We start from the raw sequence: 24,591 nt of genomic DNA on the forward strand, positions 1-24,591 counted from the left end.
ACCGTACGACCCACCACTGACAGGACGGGAGCTACTTCGCGGAGTCGCGGGCCAGGGCGACGAGGCGGGAGATGGCGCGGAGGTACTTCTTGCGGTAGCCGCCCTTCAGCATCTCCTCGGAGAAGACCTGGTCGAAAGGGATGCCGGAGGCGGTGATCGGGAGCTCGCGGTCGTACATGCGGTCGGCCAGGACGACCAGGCGCAGGGCGGTGGACTGATCGTCGACCGGGCAGACGCCGCGCAGGAAGACGGCGTGCACGTCGTCGAGCAGGGCGCCGTAGCGGCTGGGGTGGACGGCGGAGAGGTGGGCCAGCAGCGCCGGGAAGTCGTCCAGCGAGGCGCCCGGCACGGTGGCGGCCCGCTCGGTGACCTCGGCGTCCGTGTAGGGCGCCGGGGCGGCGGGCAGGCCGCGGTGGCGGTAGTCCTGGCCGTCGATCCGCACGGTGGTGAAGTGCGCCGAGAGCCCCTGGATCTCGCGCATGAAGTCGGTGGCCGCGAACCGGCCCTCACCGAGCTTCTCGGGCAGCGTGTTGGAGGTGGCGGCCAGCTTGACGCCGGCCTCGACCAGCCGGGAGAGCAGCGTGGAGACCAGCACGGTGTCGCCCGGGTCGTCGAGCTCGAACTCGTCGATGCAGAGCAGCTTGTGGTCCGAGAGGGTCCGCACCGCCTGCTGGAAGCCGAGCGCGCCGACCAGGTTGGTCAGCTCCACGAAGGTGCCGAAGGCCTTCGGGCCGGGCGCGGCGTGCCAGAGCGAGGCCAGCAGGTGGGTCTTGCCGACGCCGTAGCCGCCGTCCAGGTAGACGCCGGCCGGGCCGGTGGGGCGGCGGCCTTGCGGAACCAGCCGCGCTTGGGGGCGGTGGCGGCGTTCAGCCCGGCGGCGAACCCCTCGAGCACCCGGACCGCCTCGAACTGGCTGGGCTGCGCCGGGTCGGGCAGGTAGGAGCCGAAGCTCACGCCCGCGAACCGCGGCGGCGGGACCATCTCGGCGACCAGCCGCTCGGCCGCCACCGAGGGCCTGCGCTCGGCGAGCGCGGCCGGGCCGGCGGTGGTGGTGGTGGCTATGGCATCTGGGTGGGAGGCTGCGGGCACGGTTCCCAAGGGTACTGGCCGTGGAAGACTCGCTGTCATGCGCCAGCTGATCTCTCCGTCACAGTCCCCCGCCCTCGCCGCCGCCCTGGAGGAGGGCGCCCTGACGGCGCTCGCCGAGGTCTACGCGTACCCCGAGCAGGTGAAACGGGGCACGCCCTGGCTGCGGGCCAACATGGTCTCCTCGCTGGACGGCGCGGCCAATCTGGCGGGGCTCTCCGAGGGGCTCTCCAGCGAAGCCGACAAGCGCATCTTCGGAGTGCTGCGGGCACTGTCGGACGTCGTGGTGGTCGGCGCCGAGACGGTGCGGGCCGAGGGCTACCGGCCGGCCCGGGCCCGGGCCGAGTTCCAGGCGGCCCGGACGGCGGCGGGGCAGGGGCCCGCGCCGGCGATCGCGATCGTCAGCCGCTCGCTGCGGCTCGACCTGACCGCCCCGCTGTTCACCGACCCGCTGGTGCCGACCGTGGTGATCACCACCGAGGACGCCCCGGCGGCGGCCCGGGCGGCGGTCGCCGAGGTGGCCGAGCTGGTCACCGCCGGGCGGGGCGAGGTGGACCTGCCCGCCGCGCTCGCCGCGCTGACCGCGCGCGGCTGGACCCGGCAGCTGACCGAGGGCGGCCCGCGGCTGCTGGCGCAGCTGGCGGCGGCCGGTCTGCTGGACGAGCTGTGCCTCTCGCTGGCGCCGCTGCTGGCCGCCGGCGACTCGCCGCGGATCACGCATGGTGCCGCCATGGCGGAGGCGGAGCGGATGCGGTTGGTGTCGCTGATCGAGCAGAAAGGTTTCCTCTTTGCTCGTTACTGCCGCACTGCCGTCAGCTGACGGGCCCTGTGATCACTCCCACGTGGCGCCAGTGCAGTGTGTGCCGCGTGATGAAAGCTTCCTCCGGGCAGTATGAGAGGGGACACCGGACCCCGGGGGCCTGCAACACGGAAGGGATTCTTGTGTTCAAGACCGTACTGATGATCGAAAAGGCGCTCTCCGACGCCGACGTGGAGCTGGTCACCACGCTGCACGGCGAGGAGAGGGTCTCCTTCGTCGTCCTGATGCAGCCCCGAGGCAAGACCGACGAGCTGCTGCGCGCCCTGGACGACGTGGCCCTCGGGCATCTCGACAGGGCGGTGCACGAGCACGACGAGCACGGCGCCGCCGATGTGGTGGTCGAGTCGCTGGAGCACAGCCTGCGCCACCTGCGCGCGGTCGGCGCCGAGGCGGTCGGCCAGGTGGTCGAGGACCACCCGCTGGACGTGCTGCGCGCGGTGGTCGAGCAGACCGGGGCCGACGAGGTGCTGGTGCTCACCGCGCCGCACTTCGTGGAGGAGTTCTTCCACCGCGACTGGGCCTCCCAGGCCCGCCACAAGGTCGGCGTGCCGGTGCTGAAGCTGTTCGCCAGCGAGGCCTGACCGGAGCCGAGCGGCGTTCGCGGTGGTGCAGAATCGTCCTTGCGGGCAGGCCCCCGGTTTCCGGCCGGGGCCCCCTCACGAGGACGATTCGCCACTTCAGTACGGAGCACTCCCTTGAACGACGCCGCCCACGACCTGCACGCCCCGCACTTCATCGGCATCGGCGGCGCCGGCATGTCCGGTCTGGCGAAGATCCTCACGGCTCGCGGGGCCAAGGTCTCCGGCAGTGACGCCAAGGAGTCCGAGACGGTGCTCGCGCTGCGCGCCCTCGGTGCCGCGGTGGCCGTGGGCCACGCCGCCGAGAACGTGCCGGACGGCGCCAGCAGCATCGTGGTCTCCAGCGCGATCCGCCAGGACAACCCGGAGCTGGCCGCCGCCCGCGAGCGCGGCATCCCGGTGGTGCACCGCTCCGACGCGCTGGCCGCCCTGATGGGCGGCCGCCGGGCCCTGGCGGTGGCCGGCACCCACGGCAAGACCACCACCACCAGCATGCTCGCCGTCGCCCTCGACACCCTCGGCCTCGACCCGTCCTACGCGATCGGCGGCGACCTGGACGCGCCCGGCTCCAACGCCCACCACGGCACCGGCGAGATCTTCGTGGCCGAGGCGGACGAGAGCGACCGCAGCTTCCACAAGTACGCGCCCGAGGTGGCGATCATCCTCAACGTGGAGCTGGACCACCACGCCAACTACGCCTCGATGGACGAGATCTACGAGTCCTTCGAGACCTTCGTCGGCCGGATCCAGCCCGGCGGCACCCTGGTGGTCTCCGCCGACCACCCCGGCGCCCGGGAGCTGACCTCCCGCGTGGTCGGCCGCGAGGGGCTGAGCGTGGTGACCGTCGGCGCGGCCGAGGACGCCACCGTGCGGGTGCTGTCGATCGTGCCGCACGGCATGACCAGCCAGGTCACCGTGGAGCTGGAGGGCGCCGAGCTGACCTTCGCCGTCTCGGTCCCCGGCAAGCACTACGCGCACAACGCGGTGGCCGCGCTGGCCGCCGGCATCGCGCTCGGGGTGCCGGCCGAGGAGCTGGCCGAGGCGCTCGGCTCCTACACCGGTGTGCGCCGCCGGCTGCAGCTCAAGGGCGAGGCCGCCGGGGTGCAGGTGATCGACTCCTACGCCCACCACCCCACCGAGATGTCCGCCGACCTGGAGGCGATCCGGGACGCGGCCGCCGGCCGGGTGCTGGTGCTCTTCCAGCCGCACCTGTTCAGCCGCACCCAGCAGCTGGCCGAGGAGATGGGCCAGGCGCTGGCGCTGGCCGACGCCTCGGTGGTGCTCGACATCTACCCGGCCCGGGAGGACCCGATCCCGGGTGTCACCAGCGAGCTGATCATCGACGCCGCCCGCCGGGCCGGCGCCGGCGTGACCGCCGAGCACGAGTTCGGCGCCGCCGCCGCCCGGCTCGCCGGGATGGCAAAGGCGGGCGATCTGGTTCTCACCATGGGAGCCGGGGACGTCACCAACCTCGGCCCGGCGATCCTTGAGGAGCTTGGGCGATGACCTACGAGATCGAGAAGACCGACGCCGAGTGGCGCGAGCAGCTCGACCCGGCGGAGTTCCAGGTGCTGCGCCGTGGCGGCACCGAGCCGGCGTTCCGCGGCGAGTACACCGACACCAAGACCGTCGGGGTGTACGCCTGCCGGGCCTGCGGAGCCGAACTGTTCAGCTCCGAGGCCAAGTTCGAGAGCCACTGCGGCTGGCCGTCCTACTTCGCGCCGCTGGCCGAGGACCGGGTGGAGTACATCGAGGACACCTCGCACGGCATGCGCCGGGTCGAGGTGCGCTGCGCCCGCTGCGGCAGCCACCTGGGCCACGTCTTCGAGGGCGAGGGCTACGCCACCCCGACCGACCAGCGCTACTGCATCAACAGCATCTCGCTGACGCTCCGGCCGCAGGAGTAAAACTCTTCCGAGTGCTGCGACCTGATCGGGTGTCCGACCCGTCCTGATGGTCAGAGCCCCGCCGCGAGCGGGTCCGCATGGCCGGCGTGCGGTTCACACCATCAGAAGGACATCCGAGATGAACGACGAGTTCAGCAGTGCGCTGAGCGAGGAACTCTCCGGGCTCAGCGAACCGCCGATCGGCGACCTGGTCGGGCAGGCCGCCCGCCGGGGCCGCCGGATCCGGCGGTTCCGGGCCGCCGGTGCGACGGTGGCCGTCGCCGCCGTCGCCACCGTTGCCGCGCTGCTCACCGGGTCGCTGGGCGGCCCCGGGCACTCCGACGCGCAGCAGGTCGGCGTGGCGGCGGCGCCGAGCAGCGGTGCTCCGAGCAGCGCCAGGCCGAGCGCCTCCACCACTCCGAGCAATTCCGCACCCCCGACCGCGGCCCCGAGTGCTTCGAGTCCAACGTCGCCCCCGAGCAGCAGCGCGTCGGCGAGCGGCAGCGGCGGCTCGCTGGTCCAGACCACCACGGCCAGTCTGCTGGCGGCCGTCGTGAAGGCCCTGCCTGCCGGGATGACGACGGACCACTACCAGGCCGACCCGCCCCAACCCCCGGTCACCCTCGACCCCAGCGTCTTCCTCTACCTGCACTCGGGCGGCGAGACCGGCCGGATCGGGGTCAGCCCCTTCAAGGCCGACACGGTGCCGGCCTGTCAGGTGCCCGACGGGGAGCACGACGTCACCATCAGGTGCTACACCGACCCGGCCGGTGACCAGGTCCAGGTGCTGACCAACACGGGCAACTGCATCCAGCACAACACGGTCATCGTGTACCGGCGCGACGGCATCGGTGTCGGGATCGACCTGTCCAGCTGCTTCAAGAACAGCCCGGACGGGAGTGCGGCGCTGGTGCTGTCCCAGGACCAGGCCATCGCCCTGGCGACCAACCCCTTGATCGACGTCAAGATGCCCGAGTCCTTCGTGCAGACCGCCAACGCCACGTACCCGAACCTCCCGCAGTAATCCGCACCACCGCCGCGGCCCCCACTCCCGGGGCCGCGGCCTCCGGCATTTCCACTCCACACCAACCGACCCCGGGGGAACCGACGGTGCGCAACGAATCCGACTTCACCGCCTTCGCCGAGGCGAACGTGACCCGACTGCGGCAGATCGCCTATCTGATGTGCCGGGACTGGCACTTGGCGCAGGACCTCACCCAGACCACGCTCACCAAGATGTACGTCCGCTGGAACAAGATCGGCCGCGACCCGAACGCCGACCCGTTCCGGTACGCCCGCAAGGTGCTGCTCACCGCCCTGCTCGACCACCGGCGCCTGCGCAGCAGCACCGAGCTGACCATGGACCAGCTCCCGGAGCAGTCGCACGGCGCCGCCGACCCGTCGGCCACCCGGCTGACCCTGCTGGACGCACTGGCCCGGCTCCCCCGCCGGGACCGGGCGATCGTGCTGCTGCGCTACTGGGAGGACCAGAGCGTGGTGGACACCGCGGAGATCCTCGGGGTGAGCGTCTCGGTGGTGAAGAGCCAGAGCGCCCGGGCGATCGCGGTGCTCCGCAGCCACCTGGGACAGGACGGCCGACTGCTGCTCAGCTAGCGGCCGTTGATCACGATTCGGTATCGCACACCGGCTGACCCTGCCGAATGTCGGGCCGGAGGTCTAGAACAAGGCCCATGTGGTTGCTCTTCCTGGTGCCGGCCTGCGTCGTCGCGGTGGTCTCCTGCCTCCGCCTGGTCCGGGCAGCGGCCACCGCCGACGCCATGACGGACCAGGTCCGCGAGGAGCCGCAGACCGCCTCGATCGGGCTCTACGAGACCGCGTACCTGGCCGGCGGACCGAGCCGGGTCGTGGAGCTCGCCCTGGTGCTGATGAGCGGCCGCGGCCGGCTGCACCTGGCGCACACCGGCTGGACCACGGTGGTCGACCCGGTCGGGCGCAACCGGCTGGAGCGGGCGCTGATCGACGCGATCGGCCCGGAGGGCCAGTGCCGCACCGGCGAGTTGCGGCAGAGCCTGGCGGGCCATCCGGCGGTGGCCGAGATCGGGGTGCGGCTGTCGCTGACCGGGCTGGCCACCCCGGCCGGGGTGCGGGAGAGCACGCTGCTGGCGGTCCGCCAGGTGCGTCAGGCGCTGCTGCTGGCGGTTCTGCTGCTGGCCGCTGCGATGACGTTCAGCTGGCCCGGGCAGCAGAACAGCGCGGCCACCTTCGCCTGGTTCTCGCTGCCGCTGATCCTCACCACCGGCACCCTGCTGATGGCCCGGGTGGACGTGCACCCGTACACCCGGTGGGCGGCGCCGGCCGGGCAGCGGCTGCTGCAGGAGCTGCGGCTGCCCCGGCAGCCCCGGGGCACCGAGCAGGACCCGGAGCGCCTGCTGCTGACCGCGGTGGCGATGGGCGGGGCCGGCGCGGTGCCGGACGCCCGGCTGCGGATGGCGCTGCGCGGCTGACGGGCCCGACGGGCCTCCCCCAGCCTTCGGCCGGGGGGACCCCCATGCCGCCCAGCACCCGGGCGCGGCGGTCAGACCAGGCCGTTCAGCAGCTCGCCGATCGGCTTGCGACGACCGGTGTAGAACGGCACCTCCTCGCGCACGTGCAGCCGGGCCCGGGACGGGCGCAGGTCGCGCATCAGGTCGACGATCCGGTGCAGCTCGTCGGCCTCGAAGGCGAGCAGCCACTCGTAGTCGCCCAGCGCGAAGGCCGGCACCGTGTTGGCCCGCACGTCCGGGTAGCCGCGGGCCATCATGCCGTGCTCGGCCAGCATCGCCCGGCGCTCGTCGTCGGGGAGCAGGTACCACTCGTAGGAGCGGACGAACGGGTAGACGCAGACGTACTCGCGGGGCCGCTCGTCGGCCAGGAAGGCCGGGATGTGCGACTTGTTGAACTCGGCGGGGCGGTGCAGCGCCATGTTGGACCAGACCGGCTCCAGCAGCCGGCCGAGGCCGGTGCGGCGGAACCGGTTGTAGGCCTCCTGCAGGTTGTCGGAGCTCTCCGAGTGCCACCAGATCATCAGGTCGGCGTCGGCCCGCAGGCCGGACACGTCGTAGCTGCCGCGGATGGTGACGTCCTTGGCGGCCAGCTGCTCGAAGAGCTCCTCGACCTCGGTGGCGAGCGCGGTGCGGTCCTCGGGGAGCGCGTCCTTCAGCCGGAAGACCGACCACATGGTGTAGCGGATGACCTGGTTCAGGTCGCGGGCCTTCAGCTTCGGCTGCTGCTCGGTGGTCTCAGTCATGTCCTCTATCGTCCCTTCGGTTCCCGCTGCCCCAGGGCAGGGAAGTCAGTACGTCGTCGGCGGCCCGCCGGGCGCTGCCGACGCAGGCCGGGATGCCCACGCCGTCGAAGGCCGCCCCGGCCAGCGCCAGGCCGCCGAGCCGCTGCGCCCCGGCGCGGATCCGGGCGACCCGCTGCTGGTGGCCGACGGGGTACTGCGGCAGGCCGGCCGGCCAGCGGGTGACCTCGGTGGCGTACGGCACGGCGGTCAGGCCGACCGCCTCCCGCAGGTCGTCGAGGGAGCGCCGGACCAGCTCGTCGTCGTCCAGCCCGAGGGCGGCCTCCTCGCGGTAGCGGCCGAGCGAGGTGCGCAGCAGGAAGGCCTGCGGGGCGGACTCGGCCAGCCAGCCCCACTTCTGGCTGGAGAAGGTGGCGGCCTTGATCTGGCGGCCGTCCACCGGCGGCACCAGGAAGCCGCTGCCGGGCGGCGGTTCGGGCAGGTCGGCGCGGTGGAAGGCCATGGTGACCAGCGCCATGCCGGCGTACTCGACGGCGGCCAGCTCGGCTGCGGCGGCCGGGGCCTCACGGGCCAGCAGCCGGGCGGCGACCGGGGCCGGCACGGCGAGCACCACCGCGTCGCAGGCCTCGCCGTCCACCGACCAGCCGTCGGGGGTGCGGCGCAGCTCGGTCACCGGGGCGTTCAGCCGCAGCTCGACACCGGCCCGCACGCAGGCCTCGGCGACCGCGAGCGGCAGGGTGCCGATCCCGCCGGGCAGGCCTGCGAAGACCGGGCCGCCGGCAGAATGGGGGCCCCCCGGCCGGAGGCTGGGGGACGGTCCAGCAGCTTGTGCACGCCCTCGATCAGCGAGCCGCCGCCCTGGGCGACGGCGAGCAGTTGGGGCACTGCGGCGCGCAGCGAGATCTCCTCGGCGCGGCCCGCGTAGACCCCGCCGAGCAGCGGCTCGACGAGCCGGTCGACCACCTCCTGGCCGAGCCGCTCGGCCACATAGGCGCCGATCGCCACGTCGTCGCCCACCTCGGCGGGCTTCTCGTCGCGCACCCGGTCCAGACCGGCCCCGCTGAGCACCCCGGAGGCGGCCAGCGCGGCCAGATCGCCCGGCACGCCCATCAGTTGACCGCCCGGCAGCGGACGCAGCGCGCCCCGGGTCCAGACCGCGGCCTTGGCGGTGCTGGGGGCCACCAGCCGGTCGCCGAGGCCGACTTCGCGGGCCAGCCCGACCGCCTCCGGACGGCGGGCCAGCATCGACTCGGCGCCGAGGTCGACCCGCACCCCGCCGACCTCGCCGCTGCGCAGCTTGCCGCCCAGCCGGTCGCCCGCCTCGCGCAGCACGACCCGGGCCCGCGGTGGTCCGCCGGCCGCGCCGCCCAGGTAGGCGGCGGCGGCCAGGCCGGCAATCCCGCCGCCGATCACGACGGCCTTGGGCAGTGGTTCAGCCATGAGCGGTTCAGCCATGCTTCGCAGTCTCGCAGAGCTTACGAAGTGCGCCGTCAGCGGGCGCTGGCCTCGTGCACGAAGGCGACCAGGCGGCTGAGCGCGTCCGGGTCCATGCTCGGCAGCACGCCGTGGCCCAGGTTGAAGATGTGGCCGCTGGTGCTCAGCGAGGAGGCCGCGTGCAGCACCTCGCGGGCCTTGGTCTCCACCACCTTGGTGGGGCCGAAGAGCACCGCCGGGTCGAGGTTGCCCTGCAGCGCCTTGTCGGCGCCGACCCGGCTGGAGGCCACGTCCAGCGGCACCCGCCAGTCCACCCCGACCACGTCGGCGCCGGCCTTGCCCATCAGGCCGAGCAGCTCGCCGGTGCCGACACCGAAGTGGATCCGCGGCACGCCGTACTCGGCGACCGACTCGAAGACCTTGGTGCTGGCCGGCATGACGGAGCGCCGGTAGTCGTCGGGCGCCAGCGAGCCGACCCAGGAGTCGAAGAGCTGCACGGCGGAGGCGCCGGCCTCGATCTGCACCTTGAGGAAGGCGGAGGTGATCACCGCGAGCCGGTCCACCAGCTCGGCCCAGAGCTCCGGCTCGCCGTACATCATGGCCTTGGTCCGCTCGTGGTTCTTCGACGGACCGCCCTCGATGAGGTAGCTGGCCAGGGTGAACGGGGCGCCCGCGAAGCCGATCAGCGGGGTGCTGCCGAGCTCGTCGACCAGCAGGCCGACCGCCTCGGTGACGTAGGGGACGTCGTCCGGCTCCAGCGGGCGCAGCCGCTGCAGGTCTGCCCTGGTGCGGATCGGGTCGGCGATCACCGGGCCGATGCCGGCCTTGATGTCGACGTCGATGCCGATCGCCTTGAGCGGCACCACGATGTCGCTGAAGAAGATCGCCGCGTCCACCTTGTGCCGGCGGACCGGCTGCAGGGTGATCTCCTTGACCAGCTCGGGACGCATGCAGGAGTCCAGCATCGGGATACCCTCGCGCACCTTGTGGTACTCGGGCAGCGAGCGGCCGGCCTGCCGCATGAACCAGACCGGGGTGTGCGGCACCGGCTCGTGCCGGCAGGCGCGCAGGAAGGCGGAGTCGTACGCGGCGCTGCGGTGCGCGGCGGGCTGGGCTGCGGTCGTCTCACTCACCCCCTCATCCTCCCACGCGCCATGGACGCCACCGGCCCCGGACGGCCGCAGGAAGATCCTTTTCCACGCCGGCGCTGCGTGCCGGTCCTGGGGAACTGCCGCGCAGGGCCTAGTCTTCAGCTCATGGCATCGGTCGGTGGGAACCCCGCGCAGCACGGCGGAACGAACAAGGAGTCGGCTTCCTCTCCCGCGGCGGAGCCGCCGGCCGACGTCTTCCGCAGTGTTGTCGAGACGCTCACGGCCCTGCCGGTGCGTCCCGAGGTCCAGTTGTCGGCGGCGCCGGCGCCGCGTCGGCTGGCCCCGTTCAGCTGGGCGGTTACCGCCACGGTCGAGGTGGACGGCGAGGAGCTGGCCGACGGGCGGTTCGTGCTGCTGTACGACCCGGCGGGCCAGGAGGCCTGGCACGGCGAGTTCCGGGTGGTCACCATGACCCGGGCCGAGCTGGAGCCGGAGATCGCCGGTGATCCGATGCTGGGCGAGGTCGGCTGGTCCTGGCTGATGGACGCGTTGCAGGCGCACGGCGCCGGGTACGCGGAGCCGGGCGGCACGGTGACCCATGCCGCCTCGCAGTTCTTCGGCGCGCTGTCGGACCGCCCGGACAGCACCGAGATCGAGCTGCGGGCCTCCTGGACGCCGGCCGACGGCCGGTTCGAGCGGCATCTGACGGCCTGGGCGGACCTGCTGTGCGTCTGCGCCGGGCTGCCGCCGACGGTGCCCGCGCCGCTGCCGCAGACCGACACCGCATCACTCGGCGGAGTGGTCCCGATGCCCGCGCGGCGCCGCCCCCGATCACACTGAAGGCTGACGGCCATTCAGGGCCGCCCCAACCCGGGTACCCCCTGCTCACGGGCATGACGGGCCGTCAATCAATCGCCCCGGCCTGACCGTTTCGTGCCGCTTCTGAGCGGTTCTGACCGTTTTCTGGGCATGTCGCATCAATCATCCGCACGATTCGTCCGTATTGTGACTCACTAGATCGTGATCATTCGCTAAAGCCGGGCACGGATGATGCCGAAGCAGTCTGTGACCCTTTAAACACGCGGAACACTCCGACTCCTTCGCCCATCGGGGTTCCGTCCGCCACTCCCCTCAGGAGGCACGGTGTCGGTCCTGCTAGAGCACCCCGCAAACGTGGTCGCCTACCGCCCGACCAAGCCCACCGCGATGGTGGTGATCGCCGACCCCCGGGTCCGCAGCACCGTCACGCGTCATCTGTGGGCACTCGGGGTGCGCGACGTCATCGAGGTTTCGTCGATCGCGGAGGCCCGGCCGCGGGTCTCCACGCCCCGGGACATCTGCGTGGCGGATGTCCACCTGCCCGACGGTTCGGGCCTGACCATCCTCGCGGAGACCCGGGCCGCGGGCTGGCCCAACGGCCTGGCGCTGTCCGCCGCCGACGACATCGGCGCGGTGCGCAGCGCACTGGCCGGGGGCGTCAAGGGCTATGTGGTCACCGGCACCCGTACCAATGTCGCGATGCCGGGCCGCCCCGGGCTGCCGCTGGGCGCGGCCGGTCTGGCGGGGCGGATGCGCCGGCCCGGCATCCCCGGCGCCCCCGGCCACCTGGGCGCGCCCGGTGGTCCCGGTGCCCCGGGGGCGCCCGGTGCGGCGCCGGCCGCCTACCGCGAGCTGTCCGGCCGCGAGGTGGAGGTGCTGCGGCTGGTTGCGGAGGGCCAGTCCAACAAGGCGATCGGTGTCGCGATGGGCCTGTCGGCGCTGACGGTGAAGAGCCACCTGGCCCGGATCGCGCGCAAGCTGGGCACCGGGGACCGGGCCGGCATGGTCGCGGTCGCGCTGCGCACCGGCATCATCCACTGAGCGTCCGCTCGCGGTCCGGAGGAACGTTTCCTCCGGACCGCCATCGGCATTCGAGCAGGTCCGCGCCTGACGATCAGGGTCCCCCAGCGGGGGGCGTCGTACTCTTGGTGGGTGACCGACGCCGCTGAAGCCATCGCCGTAGAGACCGCCCCGGTGCCGCTGCTCGAACCCCGGGAGGGACTGCCACCGGTGGTCGCCGACCAGGCGGGGCTGGCCGAGGTGCTCGCGGCCTTCGCGGCGGGCACCGGTCCGGTCGCGGTCGACGCCGAGCGGGCCTCCGGCTACCGCTACGGCCAGCGTGCCTATCTGATCCAGTTGCGCCGGGCCGGCGCCGGCACCGCGCTGATCGACCCGATCGCCTGCCCCGATCTGAGCGGGCTCGGCGAGGCGCTGGCCGACACCGAGTGGGTGGTGCACGCCGCCACCCAGGACCTGCCCTGCCTGGCCGAGGTCGGCATGCGCCCGTCGCGGCTGTTCGACACCGAGCTGGCCGGCCGGATCGCGGGCTTCCCCCGGGTCGGGCTCGGCCCGATGACCGAGAACGTGCTCGGCTACCGGCTGGCCAAGGAGCACTCCGCGGTGGACTGGTCCACCCGCCCGCTGCCCGAACCCTGGCTGAAGTACGCCGCGCTGGACGTCGAGGTGCTGGTCGACCTGCGCGACGCCCTGGAGGCCGAGCTGACCGGGCAGGGCAAGCTCGACTGGGCGCTGGAGGAGTTCGCGGCGATCGTGGCCGCGCCCCGGCCTGCCCCCGGGTGGACCCCTGGCGCCGCACCTCAGGCCTGCACAAGATCCGCCGCCGCCGGCAGCTGGCCGCGGTGCGCGAGCTGTGGCAGACCCGCGACCGGCTGGCCCAGGAGCGCGACGTCTCCCCCGGCCGGGTGCTCTCGGACGCGGCGATCGTGGCCGCCGCGCTGGCCATGCCGGCCAACCTCGGCGCCCTGCAGGCGGTGGCCGGCTTCGGTCCCCGGGTGCACCGGCGCCAGCTGGAGCAGTGGCTGGCCGCGCTGGACCGGTCCCGGGCGGTCCCGGAGACCGAGCTGCCGCCGGCCGCCGCCCCGCACGAGGGTCCGCCGCCGCCGCGCGCCTGGGCCGAGAAGGACCCGGTGGCCGCCGCCCGGCTGTCCGGCGCCCGGGCCGCGGTGTCCGAGCTGGCCGAGAAGCTGAAGCTGCCGGCCGAGAACCTGATCACTCCGGAGCTGGTGCGCCGGGTCTCCTGGGAGCCGCCGGCCGAGCCGACCGCCCCGGCCGTGGGCGGTGCGCTGCGGGCGCTCGGGGCGCGCGGCTGGCAGGTCGAGCTGGTGGCCCCGGTGGTGGCCCAGGCCTTCGTCAAGGCCGCCGAGAGCCAGGCCTGACCCTGCGCCGGGCCGGCCCGGCGGACGTGGCGGGGGACACAGCCGACTCGGGTGACCCGGCCCTGGGCAAGTTGGTTACCGACCAGTAGCATGGCCGGTGAAGCAGCGCTGCTCGTTTTGCGAGCGCATCTCTGCGCACCATGCCATGTCCCCTGGGAGGAGAGCCCCCGTGCCTCGTACCTCGCGGGACGTCGTCTTCGTCGACGGCGTCCGCACCCCGTTCGGCAAGGCCGGCCCGAAGGGCATCTACCACGAGACCCGCGCCGACGACCTGGTCGTCAAGTGCATCCGGGAGCTCGTGCGCCGCAACCCGGACCTGCCCGTCGAGCGCATCGACGAGGTCGCCGTCGCGGCGACCACGCAGATCGGCGACCAGGGTCTGACCATCGGCCGCACCGCCGCGCTGCTGGCGGGCCTGCCCAAGTCGGTGCCCGGCTACGCCATCGACCGGATGTGCGCCGGCGCCATGACCGCGGTCACCAGCATCGCGGGCGGCATTGCCTTCGGTGCCTACGACATCGCCGTGGCCGGCGGCGTCGAGCACATGGGCCGGCACCCGATGGGCGAGGGCGTGGACCCGAACCCGCGCTTCGTCTCCGAGAAGCTGGTCGACGAGTCCGCCCTGTTCATGGGCATGACCGCCGAGAACCTGCACGACCGCTTCCCGCACATCACCAAGGAGCGCTGCGACGCCTACGCGGTGCGCTCCCAGGAGAAGGCCGCCAAGGCGTACGCCAACGGCGACATCCAGCCCGACCTGGTGCCGATCGCGATCCGCAACACCAACCCCGAGGTCGGCGAGACCGGCTGGGGCCTGGCCACGGTCGACGAGCCGCTGCGCCCGGGCACCACGATGGAGTCGCTGGCGGGCCTGAAGACCCCGTTCCGCCCGCACGGCAACATCACCGCCGGCAACGCGGCCGGCCTGAACGACGGCGCCACCGCCTCGCTGCTGGCCGCCGAGGACGTCGCCCGCGAGCTCGGCCTGCCGGTCAAGATGCGCCTGGTCTCCTACGCCTTCGCCGGCGTGGAGCCCGAGGTGATGGGCATCGGCCCGGTGCCGGCCACCGAGAAGGCGCTGGCCAAGGCCGGTCTGACCATCGAGGACATCGGCGCGTTCGAGATCAACGAGGCCTTCGCCGTGCAGGTGCTGGCCATGCTCGACCACTTCGGCATCGCCGACGACGACGAGCGGGTCAACCCCTTCGGTGGCGCGATCGCCTTCGGCCACCCGCTGGCCTCCTCCGGCGTCCGCCTGATGAACCAGCTGGCCCGCCGCTTCGAGCAGCGCCCGGACGTCCGCTACGGCATCACCTCCATGTGCATCGGTTTCGGCATGGGCGGGACCGTCATCTGGGAGAACCCGCACTTCGAGGGTGGTAAGTGACCATGACGAGCACCACTGAGCTGCTGACCCGCGGCGCCGAGCTGTTCCCCGGCGAGGTCGTCACCACCGCGCACGTGCGTCACCTGGACCTGCCGCTGCAGGCCGGCAAGCTGGCCGTGATCACCCTGGACAACGGCTTCGACCACACCAAGCCGACCACCTTCGGCCCGGGCTCGCTGCTGAAGCTCTCCGCGGCGCTGGACCAGGTCGAGGCGGAGGCCGCCGAGGGCAAGATCGTCGCCGTCGCGATCACCGGCAAGCCGTTCATCTTCGCGGTCGGCGCCGACCTCAAGGGCGTCGAGCTGCTCAAGGAGCACGGCGACGCGCTGGCCATCGGCAAGGGCGGCCACGAGGTCTTCAAGCGGATCGCCGCGCTGCCGGTGCCGAGCTTCGCGTTCTACAACGGTGCCGCGATGGGCGGCGGTGTCGAGGTGGGCCTGCACTGCACCTACCGCACCGTCAGCTCCGGTGTGCCGGCCTTCTCGCTGCCCGAGGTCTTCCTCGGTCTGGTCCCCGGCTGGGGCGGCTGCACCATCCTGCCGAACCTGGTCGGCCCGGCCAACGCGGTCAAGGTCATCATCGAGAACTCGATGGCCCAGAACAAGCAGCTCAAGGGCAAGGAGGTGTTCGAGCTCGGCATCGCGGACGCGATCTTCGAGCCGGCCGACTTCCTGGAGCAGTCGATCCTGTGGGCCGCCAAGGTCCTCAAGGGCGAGGTCGTCGTCGAGCGCCCGGAGATCGACCGGGGCGAGAACTGGGACCAGTGCATCGCCTGGGGCCGGGCCGTCGCCGACGGCAAGGTGCACGGCGCCGCGCCGGCCGCCTACCGCGCGCTGGACATCATGGCCGCGGCCAAGGACGGCGACCTGCAGAAGGGCTTCGACGCCGAGGACCAGGCGCTGGCCGACCTGATCATGGGTGGCGAGCTGCGGGCCGGCATCTACTCGTTCAACCTGGTGCAGCGCCGGGCCAAGAAGCCGTTCGGCGCCCCGGACAAGTCGCTGGCCCGCCCGGTCTCCAAGGTCGGCGTGGTCGGTGCCGGTCTGATGGCCTCCCAGCTGGCGCTGCTCTTCGCCCGCCGCCTCGAGGTGCCGGTGGTCCTCACCGACATCGACCAGGCGCGGATCGACAAGGGCGTCGGCTACGTCCACGGCGAGATCGACAAGCTGCTGGCCAAGGGCCGGGTCAACCAGGACAAGGCCAACAAGCTCAAGGGCCTGGTCAGCGGCCACCTGGACAAGGCGACCGCCTTCGGCGACGCGGACTTCGTGATCGAGGCCGTGTTCGAGGAGATGGGCGTCAAGCAGAACGTCTTCGCCGAGCTGGAGGCCGTGGTCTCGCCGACCGCGATCCTGGCCACCAACACCTCCTCGCTGTCGGTCACCGAGATGGCCTCCAAGCTGCAGCACCCGGAGCGCGTGGTCGGCTTCCACTTCTTCAACCCGGTCGCGATCCTGCCGCTGCTGGAGATCGTCCGGGCCGAGAAGACCGACGACGCCTCGCTGGCCACCGCCTTCGCCGTCGCCAAGAAGCTGAAGAAGACGGCCGTGCTCACCAAGGACGCCCCGGCGTTCGTGGTGAACCGGATCCTGACCCGTTTCATGGGCGAGATCCAGAACATCATCGACGAGGGCACCTCGTTCGAGACCGTCGAGAAGGCCGTGCAGCCGCTCGGCCTGCCGATGTCCCCGATCGCGCTGCTCGAGCTGGTCGGCCCGGCCATCGCGCTGCACGTCTCGGAGACCCTGCACGGTGCCTTCCCGGAGCGCTTCACCGTCTCCGAGAACCTCGCCAAGGTGGTCAAGGCCGGCAAGCGCGGCTTCTACATCTGGCAGGACGGCCGGCAGGTGCTCGACCCCGAGGTGCTGGAGCTGCTCTCCTTCGGCGACAGCGCGCTCACCGAGGAGCAGGTCCGCGAGCGGGCGCTGAACGCGGTCGCCCAGGAGATCGGCCTGATGCTGGACGAGGGCGTGGTCGGTGAGGCGCAGGACATCGACCTGTGCATGATCACCGGCGCCGGCTGGCCCTTCCACCTGGGCGGGATCACCCCGTACCTGGACCGCGAGGGCGTCTCCGAGCGGGTGAACGGCAAGCGCTTCCTGGCCCCGGGCCTGGCCAGCGTGCCGGCCTGAGCCTGACCCGGCTCCGCTAGCGACAGCGGGCGCCTTCCTCCGAACCGGGGGAAGGCGCCCGTTCGCGTCTGCGCTCAGGCCGTCCCGGTATACACCCAAACCGGACAAAGAGCATAATGCCGTTAGGCCAAGCGGTTCAGACTTGCACACTCGAAGGAGGCGAGTCGTATGGCCGACGTCTCACATCGAACCGGTGATATGCGCACCCATCCGGACATCGCGGAGATGCGCGACCGGTACGCACGCATGATGGACGGGCCGTCCGGAGTCGCCGTGGACGGCCTGGTCGTCCTCGCCGGCCTCTACCTGGCGATCTCGCCCTACGTGGTGCACTTCAGTGCCGCCAGCCACGAGCTGGTGGTCACCAACCTGATCCTCGGCATCGGCATCGCCGCTCTCGGGCTCTGCCTCACCCTCGCCCCGGCCCGGATGTTCGGGCTCACCTGGGCGATGTTCGCGACCGGCGTGTTCCTGATCATCTCCCCGTGGGTGGTGACCGTCGGCCACACCGCGACCCGGGGCATCATCTGGAACCAGGTGGTGATCGGGGCCGTCACCTGTCTGCTCGCCCTCACCGCGGGCGGAGTGATGGGCAGCCGGCGCCGCCGAGCCTGATCCCCGTCCAACCCGAAAGGACCTGCCCGGCCGCGAACGGCCGGGCAGGTCCTTCGGTGTGAGGCGGCGTCAGCCGGCGTGAGACGGTGTCAGGCCTCGACGGTCTGGGAGACGTCCAGCCGGGCGACCAGCGCCGTCACCTGACGGGCGATGTCGGGGCCGGTCAGGCCGATCTCGGCGAGGATCTCCTCGCGCTTGGCGTGGTCCAGGAACTCCTGCGGGATGCCGAAGTCGCGCAGCGGCAGGTCCACCTCGGCGTCGCGCAGCGCCTGGGCGACGGTGGCGCCGACCCCGCCGGCCCGCCCGTTGTCCTCGACCGTCACCACCACGCGGTGCTCGGCGGCCAGGCCGGGCAGCGCCGGGTCCACCGGCTTGACCCAGCGCGGGTCGACCACCGTGGCGGTGATCCCCTGGGCGTCCAGCAGCGCGGCGGCCTCCAGGCAGATCGAGGCCAGCGCGCCGACCGAGACGATCAGCACATCGGCCCGCTTCTCACCCTCGACCGGCGACTCGGTCGAGCCGTGCAGCACGTCCATGCCGCCGATCCGGCCGAGCGAGGCCACCGCCGGGCCGACCGCGCCCTTGGAGAAGCGCACCACCGTCGGCGCGTCCTTGACCTCGACGGCCTCGCGCAGCTGCGCCCGCAGCTGCTCGGCGTCACGCGGGGCGGCCAGCCGCAGACCGGGCACCACCTGCAGGATCGACATGTCCCACATGCCGTTGTGCGAGGCGCCGTCGGTGCCGGTGATGCCGGCCCGGTCGAGCACGAAGGTGACGCCCAGCTTGTGCAGGGCGACGTCCATCAGCACCTGGTCGAAGGCCCGGTTGAGGAAGGTCGCATAGACCGCGACCACCGGGTGCAGCCCGGCGGTGGCCAGACCGGCGGCCGAGACCGCGGCGTGCTGCTCGGCGATGCCGACGTCGAAGGTGCGCTTCGGGAAGGCCTTGGCGAACGGCGCCAGGCCCACCGGGTGCAGCATCGCGGCGGTGATCGCCACGATGTCCTTGCGCTCCCGGCCGAGCTCCACCATCTCCTCGCCGAAGACCGAGGTCCAGTCCTTGCCCGAGGTCTTCACCGGCAGGCCGGTGTCCGGGTGGATCACGCCGACCGCGTGGAAGCGGTCCTCCTCGTTGTTGAGCGCCGCGTGGTAGCCGCGACCCTTCTCGGTGATGACGTGCACGATCACCGGGCCGCCGAAGCCGCGGGCCTTGCGCAGCGCCGACTCCAGCGCGCCGATGTCGTGGCCGTCGATCGGGCCGAGGTACTTCAGGCCGAGGTCCTCGAACATGCCCTGCGGGGCGATGAAGTCCTTCAGGCCCTTCTTGGCGCCGTGCAGCGCGCCGGCCAGCCCCTCGCCGATCACCGGAGTGCGCTGCAGCGCCTCCTTGCCCCAGCTGAGGAAGCGCTCGTAGCCCTGGGTGGCGCGCAGCGTGGTGAGGTGGTTGGCCAGGCCGCCGATGGTCGGCGAGTAGGAGCGCTCGTTGTCGTTGACCACGATGACCAGCGGGCGGTCCTGGGCCTCGGCGATGTTGTTGAGCGCTTCCCAGGCCATGCCGCCGGTGAGCGCACCGTCGCCGGTGACCGCGACCACCGGGCAGTCCTTGTGGCCGAGCAGCTGGTTGGCCTTGGCGATGCCGTCGGCGTAGCCCAGCACGGTGGAGGCGTGCGAGTTCTCGATCACGTCGTGCTCGGACTCGACCCGGGACGGGTAGCCGGACAGGCCGCCCTTCATCTTCAGCCGGCTGAAGTCCTGACGGCCCGTCAGCAGCTTGTGGACGTAACTCTGGTGGCCGGTGTCGAAGAGGATCCGCTCGCGCGGCGAGTCGAAGACCCGGTGCAGCGCGATGGTGAGCTCCACCACTCCGAGGTTGGGGCCCAGGTGCCCGCCGGTCTTGGAGACCTCCTCGATCAGGAAGGTGCGGATCTCCTCGGCGAGGGCAGCCAGCTGCCCCGGGGTGAGCCGGTCGAGATCGCGCGGCCCCCGAATGCGGGTCAGCAAGGACACCCGTTCCTCCTTCTGTCGGTGTGGGTGCGAGCGGGCTCTCGGCCCGCTCGACTGGTCGAGTCTAATGTCCGCCGGTGCGGCGCCTCGCGCCGGGAGCATGTCTGCGGGGCGTGCAAAAGCCCGGAACGCGCCCCCGCACGCCAGCGCTGATCGGCTGGCGTGCGGCAGGCGCGTCCCGGGCGCGCGGCAGGTCAGCCGCGCCCGGAGGTCTTCTGGGTGCGGCGCGAGACCGAGTCCAGGACCACCGCGGCCAGCAGCACCGCGCCGGTGATCATGTACTGGATCGACTGGCTGGTGTTCTGCATGTCCAGGCCGACCATGATGGCCTCGATCACCAGCGTGCCCAGCAGCGCCGACCAGGCGTTGCCGCGACCGCCGAACAGGCTGGTGCCGCCGATGACGGCCGCCGCGATGGCGTCCATCAGGACGTTGCCGCCGCCCAGCAGCTTGTCGGCGGAGCCCTGCTGCGAGGCGAGGAACAGACCGCCGACCGCGGCCAGACCGGCCGAGATCATGTAGACCGTGATCCGCACCCGGGACACGCTGATGCCGGCCCGGCGGGCCGCCTCGATGCCGCCGCCGACCGCGAACACCTGGCGGCCGTAGCGGGTGCGGCGCAGCACGAAGTCCGAGCCGATCACCACGGCGAGCAGGACCACCAGCGCCAGCGGCAGGCCGCGGTCCTGGTTGAACATGTAGGCCACCCCGAAGGCGAGCACGGCCAGCGCGGCGGCGCGCACCGCGATCTCGGTGACCGAGCGGGCCGGCAGCCCGGCCTGGCGGCGGTTCTTCGCCCCCAGCAGCGCGGCGATCAGGTAGCCGGCCACACCGACCGCGGCCACGCCGTAGGCGACGGCCACATCGTTGAAGAAGTAGTTGTCCAGCTTGGCGATCACGCCGTCCGGAATGTTGTTGAGGGTGCCCTTCGAGCCCATCACCTCGCCCTGCAGACCGTTCCAGGCGAGGAAGCCGGCCAGCGTGACCACGAAGGCCGGCACGCCCAGCTTGGCGAAGAAGAAGCCGTGCAGCGCGCCGATGACCAGCGCGCAGCCGACGGCGAGCAGCATGGCCAGCCACTCGTTGAGGCCGTGCTGGACGGCGGCCACCGCGGCGATCGCCGCCGAGGCGCCGGCCAGCGAGCCGAGCGACAGGTCGATCTCGCCGAGCAGCAGCACGAAGACGATGCCGACGGCTATCAGACCGGGACCGGCGAGGTAGAGGGCGATGTTGGAGAGGTTTCCGGCGGTGAGGAACCTGCTGTTCAGCGACTGGAAGATGATCGCGATCAGGATCAGCCCGAGCACCACCGGCAGCGAGCCGAGGTCACCGCTGCGCACCTTGCGCTGGAACTCGCCGAGGTAGCCGCTCAGGCCCTGCTCGCGGACCAGCAGCCGGGGGTCGACGGCCGGCGCGGCGGGGAGGACTGCGTGGTCATCTGGGTTGCCTTCTGGGGGTGGCGGGGTTGCTCACTTGGCGGCCTCCGACTCGGTCGCGTGCGCACTGTGCTGGTCGGTCGCGTGCGCGACGCGGGCCTGACGGCGGGTCACCGCGTTGTCGGTGGCGCCGGTGATGGCCGAGATGATGGTTTCGTGGCTGGTGTCCGCGATCTTGAAGACACCGTTGTTGCGGCCCAGCCGCAGCACCGCGACCTGGTCGGCGACGGCGCGCACGTCGGCCATGTTGTGGCTGATCAGGATCACCCCGAGGCCGCGGTCCCGGAGCCGCTCGACCAGGTCGAGCACCTGGGCGGTCTGCTCCACGCCGAGCGCGGCGGTGGGCTCGTCCAGGATGACGATCTTGGGGTCGCCGATCAGCGCGCGGGCGATGGCGACCACCTGGCGCTGGCCGCCGGAGAGCGCCGCGACCGGGATCCGCACGCTGGGGATCCGGATGGAGAGCGTGTCGAGCAGCTCCTTGGCCTTCTTCTCCATGGCCACCTCGTCCAGCCGGCCGCCGCGCAGCAGCTCGCGGCCGAGGAAGAGGTTGGCGACCACGTCGAGGTTGTCGCAGAGCGCGAGGTCCTGGTAGACGGTCGCGACGCCGAGTGCGGTGGCGTCCTGAGGGCGGGCCAGGGTGACCTTGCGGCCCTCCCACTCGATGCTGCCCTCGTCGATCGTGTACACCCCCGCGATCGTCTTGACCAGGGTGGACTTGCCGGCGCCGTTGTCGCCGACCAGGGCGACCACCTGTCCGGCGTGTACTTCGAGGTCGACGCCGGTGAGGACCTGCACGGCGCCGAACCGCTTGGAGACGTTGTGCAGGGCGAGGACGGGTGTGTCGGACTGAACCATTCGTGGCTCCTTCGGGGTCGTCAAAAGGGGCGCACGTGGCTCTGCTGGGAGGCCGGGTACGCCGGAGTGGCGCGCGGGGCGCCGGCCGGACCACTGCTCGGGCTCCGGCCGGCTCCCGCCGGGTGAAGGGGCTTCGGTTACTGGAGGTGGGCGTCCTGGCAGGCCTGCGCGTACTGCGCGGTGCAGATGTCCGAGACCTTGTAGAGGCCGTCGGCGATCACGGTGTCCTTGATGTTGTCCTTGGTCACCACGACCGGGGTGAGCAGCAGGGAGGGGACGTTGGTGCCGTCGCTGGCGGTGGTGGCGGTGGCGACGCTGGTGACGTCCACGTTGTGCAGCAGGTTGACCGCGATGGTGGCGGCGCCCTCGGCCTCCGGCTTGTAGGCCTTGTAGATGGTGTAGGCCTGGTCACCGGTGAGGATGCGCTGGATGGCGTCGGAGGCCGCGTCCTGGCCGCCGACCGGCACGCTGATGCCCTGGGCCTTGAGCGCGGTGATGATGGCGGCGGCCATGCCGTCGTTGGCGGAGTAGACGGCCTGGAAGCCGGTCTTGCCCAGCGAGGTGATCGCGGCGCCCATCTTCTGGCTGGCCACGGTGGGCTTCCACTCGCCGGACTGCTCGTAGACGATCTTGCCCACGGCGCCGTCCAGCACCTTGTGGGCGCCCGCCTTGAACTGACCGGCGTTCGGGTCGTTGTCGTCGCCGTTGATCATGACGACGTTGGCGGACTTGGCGTTGGCACCCAGCGCCTTCACCAGCGCCTGGCCCTGGAGCTCGCCGACCTTCTCGTTGTCGAAGGAGATGTAGGCGGAGACCGGGCCGGCGGCGAGCCGGTCGTAGGCGATGACCTTGACGCCCTTCTTCTGCGCGTCGGTGACCCAGGAGGCGGTGCCCGTGGCGTTCACCGGGTCGAGCATGATCACCTTGACGCCCTGCGAGACCAGGGTGTCGAACTGCTGCTTCTGGGTCGTGGCATCGCCGTTGGCGTTGTTGTACTTGACCGTGCAGTCAGCGCACAGCGACTTGACCTTGGCCTCGATGAGCGGCTTGTCGAACGACTCGTAGCGGACCGACGAGGAGTTCTCGGGGAGGAGCAGCCCGATGGTCTTGTTGTCTCCCGAGCTCGCGGAGTTGGAGCTGCTGCCACCGGCCTTGCCACAGGCGGCCATGGTGAGAGCCATCGAAACCGCGGCGGTACCGATGACGACGCGACGCATCATTGCGTTCATGTTGGGGGAGCCTCCCTGACGGAGCCGCAACGTTGCGGCGAGGTGGGAAGGAGTCAACCCCCCACCTTGCCGCGTCGTCAACATATGAACCCAGTCCTCCAGGGATCCAAATGTTTTCGTTACCTTCCTGAAGGCTAAGCCGAGACCAAACTGCCCGACCCTGTCCCGTTTTCGTCCCCCTTGCGAGGGACTGGCAACGCGTCAGGCACGCGCCGCCGCGGCCGGCGAGGCATGCCCGATTGCCCCGGTTTCGCCCATCTCGCTCATCACCAGGGCGAGGGCGCCGAGCACCTCCGCACGACCGCCCAAGGTACCGGGGACGATCGAGAGCTGACGCGCCGCCGAGGGGATCGCATAGCGCGCCACCGAGTCCCTGATCGGAGAAAGTACCAGCTCACCGGCCTCGGCGAGGTCACCGCCGAGGATCACCCGACGGGGATTCAGCAGATTGCACAGGGTCGCCACACCGGTGCCGATCTGCCGCCCGGCGTCCGCGATCACCCGCCGGCAGCCCAGGTCGCCCTGCTGCGCCAGCCGGACCACCTCGGACAACGTCAACTCGCGCTGGTGACTAGCGTTCAAAAGGTTGAGCAGATAGCGGGATCCGACGAAGGTCTCCAGGCAGCCGCGGTTGCCGCAGCGGCAGACCGGCCCGGACTCGTCCAGCGTGATGTGGCCGATCTCGCCGGCGGTGCCGCCCGGCCCCCGGTAGATCTGCCCGTTGATGACCAGGCCGGAGCCCACCCCGCTGGCCACCTTGATGTAGGCCAGGTCGGCCAGCCCGCGCCCGGCCCCCCAGACCAGCTCGCCCAGCGCACCCAGGTTGGCGTCGTTGTCGACGTGCACCGGCATGCCGAGGCGCTGGGACAGCTCCCGGCCCGGCGCGATCCCGGTCCACCCCGGCAGGATCGCGGTGGAGCCGAGCGCCCCGGTCTCCACGTCGATCGGCCCGGGCACCCCGAGGCCCACCCCGATCACCTTGTCCGGCCGGAACCCGGCCTGCTCCAGCAGCCGCTCCACCAGCGCCTCGGCCCGGGCGAAGCCCTGCTCGGCGGAGACGTCCACGTTCATCGGCTCGCTCTCCTCGGCGAGCACCCGGTGCGCCAGGTTGCCGACCGCCACCCGCAGGTGGGAGTGGCCGAAGTCGACGCCGACCACGATCCCGGCGTCCCCGCTCAGCGAGACGCTGCGGGCCCGCCGCCCGCCCGAGGAGGTGTCGGCCACCACCACCGTGCCGCTCTCCTTGAGCTCGCGCACGATGTTGGAGACCGTCGCCGCGGAGAGTCCGGTGGTGCGGGCGATCTCTGCCTGGGTCAGCGAGCCGGCCATCCGGACCGCGCGCAGCACGCGCTCGAGGTTGGCGCGGTGCAGCGAGGACTGCGAACCCGGCGTGTCCATGGACATGAATTACCCTCCTCAGGGCCCGGGAACCCGACCGTTCCCGCCCCACGCCGCGCCGTTGCGGCGGAGCTCGCGTTGACCAGAAGTTCACCTTCAACTTGTGAACTCTATGCCGAGAGCGGTGGTGCGCGCGCTCCCGCCCGGCCCGGCCGCCCCGAGCACAGGCTCGGGCCCTT

At 71.9% G+C, this 24,591-nt stretch carries 19 protein-coding genes and 3 pseudogenes; 13 read left to right on the forward strand and 9 right to left on the reverse strand.

The window, feature by feature from the left end; genetic code table 11:
- Nucleotides 1-31: 31 nt before the first annotated feature.
- Nucleotides 32-981, reverse strand: a pseudogene (gene zapE / locus E6W39_RS13745) (cell division protein ZapE).
- A gap of 145 nt (nucleotides 982-1,126) precedes the next feature.
- On the opposite strand from zapE, the gene E6W39_RS13750 reads away from it, so the two are divergent.
- From E6W39_RS13750 to E6W39_RS13780, 7 genes are all read left to right on the forward strand, one after another.
- Nucleotides 1,127-1,906, forward strand: a complete 780-nt coding sequence (locus E6W39_RS13750; protein ID WP_141633798.1) for a pyrimidine reductase family protein — start codon at nucleotides 1,127-1,129, stop codon at nucleotides 1,904-1,906.
- Between the two features lie 122 nt (nucleotides 1,907-2,028).
- Complete coding sequence (locus E6W39_RS13755; protein WP_141633799.1) at nucleotides 2,029-2,487, forward strand: indole-3-glycerol phosphate synthase; 459 nt, start codon at nucleotides 2,029-2,031, stop codon at nucleotides 2,485-2,487.
- Nucleotides 2,488-2,601: 114 nt separating this feature from the next.
- A complete protein-coding gene (gene murC, locus E6W39_RS13760; protein ID WP_141633800.1) occupies nucleotides 2,602-3,990 on the forward strand; it encodes a UDP-N-acetylmuramate--L-alanine ligase in 1,389 nt (462 codons plus the stop codon).
- Nucleotides 3,987-4,391 carry a peptide-methionine (R)-S-oxide reductase MsrB gene (msrB, locus tag E6W39_RS13765; RefSeq protein ID WP_141633801.1) on the forward strand — a complete coding sequence of 135 codons (405 nt, stop codon included), beginning with the start codon at nucleotides 3,987-3,989 and terminating at the stop codon, nucleotides 4,389-4,391. Before murC ends, msrB begins: the two co-directional genes overlap by 4 nt.
- A 118-nt stretch (nucleotides 4,392-4,509) precedes the next feature.
- Nucleotides 4,510-5,394, forward strand: coding sequence for a hypothetical protein (locus tag E6W39_RS13770; protein ID WP_141633802.1), 885 nt, complete (start codon nucleotides 4,510-4,512; stop codon nucleotides 5,392-5,394).
- 86 nt (nucleotides 5,395-5,480) lie between these two features.
- The gene (locus tag E6W39_RS13775; protein WP_141633803.1) at nucleotides 5,481-5,984 is read left to right on the forward strand and encodes a SigE family RNA polymerase sigma factor; all 504 of its coding nucleotides are present in this window, start codon (nucleotides 5,481-5,483) and stop codon (nucleotides 5,982-5,984) included.
- Between the two features lie 77 nt (nucleotides 5,985-6,061).
- Nucleotides 6,062-6,835 (forward strand): TIGR04222 domain-containing membrane protein, encoded by a 774-nt coding sequence (locus tag E6W39_RS13780; RefSeq protein ID WP_141633804.1) that lies wholly within the window; start codon nucleotides 6,062-6,064, stop codon nucleotides 6,833-6,835.
- A 71-nt stretch (nucleotides 6,836-6,906) separates the two neighbouring features.
- Here the strand turns inward: E6W39_RS13780 and hemQ are convergent, their stop codons facing one another.
- The 3 genes and pseudogenes from hemQ to hemE all read right to left on the reverse strand — a co-directional run bounded on the left by hemQ (nucleotide 6,907) and on the right by hemE (nucleotide 10,181).
- Nucleotides 6,907-7,617: a hydrogen peroxide-dependent heme synthase gene (hemQ, locus tag E6W39_RS13785; protein ID WP_141633805.1), complete on the reverse strand. Its 711-nt coding sequence runs from the start codon at nucleotides 7,615-7,617 to the stop codon at nucleotides 6,907-6,909.
- Nucleotides 7,610-9,069: pseudogene (hemG, locus tag E6W39_RS13790) on the reverse strand (protoporphyrinogen oxidase). The gene hemQ and the pseudogene hemG overlap by 8 nt, the downstream one beginning before the upstream one ends.
- Before the next feature lie 35 nt (nucleotides 9,070-9,104).
- Nucleotides 9,105-10,181, reverse strand: coding sequence for a uroporphyrinogen decarboxylase (gene hemE / locus E6W39_RS13795; protein WP_141633806.1), 1,077 nt, complete (start codon nucleotides 10,179-10,181; stop codon nucleotides 9,105-9,107).
- Nucleotides 10,182-10,304: 123 nt separating this feature from the next.
- Between hemE and E6W39_RS13800 the strand changes: the two genes are divergently transcribed.
- The 6 genes and pseudogenes from E6W39_RS13800 to E6W39_RS13825 all read left to right on the forward strand — a co-directional run bounded on the left by E6W39_RS13800 (nucleotide 10,305) and on the right by E6W39_RS13825 (nucleotide 17,488).
- Complete coding sequence (locus E6W39_RS13800; protein WP_141633807.1) at nucleotides 10,305-10,979, forward strand: DUF3000 domain-containing protein; 675 nt, start codon at nucleotides 10,305-10,307, stop codon at nucleotides 10,977-10,979.
- A gap of 303 nt (nucleotides 10,980-11,282) precedes the next feature.
- Nucleotides 11,283-11,999 carry a response regulator transcription factor gene (locus E6W39_RS13805; protein WP_101382558.1) on the forward strand — a complete coding sequence of 239 codons (717 nt, stop codon included), beginning with the start codon at nucleotides 11,283-11,285 and terminating at the stop codon, nucleotides 11,997-11,999.
- Nucleotides 12,000-12,158: 159 nt separating this feature from the next.
- Nucleotides 12,159-13,354: pseudogene (locus tag E6W39_RS13810) on the forward strand (ribonuclease D).
- Between the two features lie 169 nt (nucleotides 13,355-13,523).
- Nucleotides 13,524-14,741, forward strand: a complete 1,218-nt coding sequence (locus E6W39_RS13815) for a thiolase family protein (protein WP_141633808.1) — start codon at nucleotides 13,524-13,526, stop codon at nucleotides 14,739-14,741.
- Between the two features lie 2 nt (nucleotides 14,742-14,743).
- On the forward strand, nucleotides 14,744-16,873 hold the full coding sequence (locus E6W39_RS13820; protein WP_141633809.1) for a 3-hydroxyacyl-CoA dehydrogenase NAD-binding domain-containing protein: 2,130 nt from the start codon (nucleotides 14,744-14,746) through the stop codon (nucleotides 16,871-16,873).
- 168 nt (nucleotides 16,874-17,041) lie between these two features.
- Complete coding sequence (locus tag E6W39_RS13825) at nucleotides 17,042-17,488, forward strand: SPW repeat protein (protein ID WP_101382554.1); 447 nt, start codon at nucleotides 17,042-17,044, stop codon at nucleotides 17,486-17,488.
- 89 nt (nucleotides 17,489-17,577) lie between these two features.
- Here the strand turns inward: E6W39_RS13825 and dxs are convergent, their stop codons facing one another.
- From dxs to E6W39_RS13850, 5 genes are all read right to left on the reverse strand, one after another.
- Entirely contained in the window at nucleotides 17,578-19,494 is a 1,917-nt protein-coding gene (gene dxs, locus E6W39_RS13830) for a 1-deoxy-D-xylulose-5-phosphate synthase (protein WP_141633810.1), read from the reverse strand.
- A gap of 191 nt (nucleotides 19,495-19,685) precedes the next feature.
- The gene (locus tag E6W39_RS13835) at nucleotides 19,686-20,831 is read right to left on the reverse strand and encodes a sugar ABC transporter permease (RefSeq protein ID WP_323809024.1); all 1,146 of its coding nucleotides are present in this window, start codon (nucleotides 20,829-20,831) and stop codon (nucleotides 19,686-19,688) included.
- Between the two features lie 129 nt (nucleotides 20,832-20,960).
- Nucleotides 20,961-21,785 (reverse strand): ATP-binding cassette domain-containing protein, encoded by an 825-nt coding sequence (locus E6W39_RS13840; RefSeq protein WP_141633812.1) that lies wholly within the window; start codon nucleotides 21,783-21,785, stop codon nucleotides 20,961-20,963.
- 137 nt (nucleotides 21,786-21,922) lie between these two features.
- Entirely contained in the window at nucleotides 21,923-23,014 is a 1,092-nt protein-coding gene (locus E6W39_RS13845) for a sugar ABC transporter substrate-binding protein (RefSeq protein WP_181799259.1), read from the reverse strand.
- A gap of 201 nt (nucleotides 23,015-23,215) precedes the next feature.
- Nucleotides 23,216-24,412: an ROK family transcriptional regulator gene (locus E6W39_RS13850; RefSeq protein WP_141637725.1), complete on the reverse strand. Its 1,197-nt coding sequence runs from the start codon at nucleotides 24,410-24,412 to the stop codon at nucleotides 23,216-23,218.
- Nucleotides 24,413-24,591 lie beyond the last annotated feature (179 nt).

It is taken from the genome of Kitasatospora acidiphila, from assembly GCF_006636205.1.
In the GTDB taxonomy this organism is placed as follows: Bacteria; Actinomycetota; Actinomycetes; order Streptomycetales; family Streptomycetaceae; genus Kitasatospora; species Kitasatospora acidiphila.

What these genes read in the sequence shown, in the direction of transcription:
- E6W39_RS13780 (WP_141633804.1), top strand. Translation starts at nt 6,062, where the DNA reads ATGTGGTTGCTCTTCCTGGTGCCGGCCTGCGTCGTCGCGGTGGTCTCC.
- hemQ (WP_141633805.1), bottom strand. Translation starts at nt 7,617, where the DNA reads ATGACTGAGACCACCGAGCAGCAGCCGAAGCTGAAGGCCCGCGACCTG.
- E6W39_RS13850 (WP_141637725.1), bottom strand. Translation starts at nt 24,412, where the DNA reads ATGGACACGCCGGGTTCGCAGTCCTCGCTGCACCGCGCCAACCTCGAG.
- E6W39_RS13800 (WP_141633807.1), top strand. Translation starts at nt 10,305, where the DNA reads ATGGCATCGGTCGGTGGGAACCCCGCGCAGCACGGCGGAACGAACAAG.
- E6W39_RS13825 (WP_101382554.1), top strand. Translation starts at nt 17,042, where the DNA reads ATGGCCGACGTCTCACATCGAACCGGTGATATGCGCACCCATCCGGAC.
- msrB (WP_141633801.1), top strand. Translation starts at nt 3,987, where the DNA reads ATGACCTACGAGATCGAGAAGACCGACGCCGAGTGGCGCGAGCAGCTC.
- E6W39_RS13840 (WP_141633812.1), bottom strand. Translation starts at nt 21,785, where the DNA reads ATGGTTCAGTCCGACACACCCGTCCTCGCCCTGCACAACGTCTCCAAG.
- E6W39_RS13820 (WP_141633809.1), top strand. Translation starts at nt 14,744, where the DNA reads ATGACGAGCACCACTGAGCTGCTGACCCGCGGCGCCGAGCTGTTCCCC.
- E6W39_RS13750 (WP_141633798.1), top strand. Translation starts at nt 1,127, where the DNA reads ATGCGCCAGCTGATCTCTCCGTCACAGTCCCCCGCCCTCGCCGCCGCC.
- E6W39_RS13770 (WP_141633802.1), top strand. Translation starts at nt 4,510, where the DNA reads ATGAACGACGAGTTCAGCAGTGCGCTGAGCGAGGAACTCTCCGGGCTC.
- E6W39_RS13845 (WP_181799259.1), bottom strand. Translation starts at nt 23,014, where the DNA reads ATGAACGCAATGATGCGTCGCGTCGTCATCGGTACCGCCGCGGTTTCG.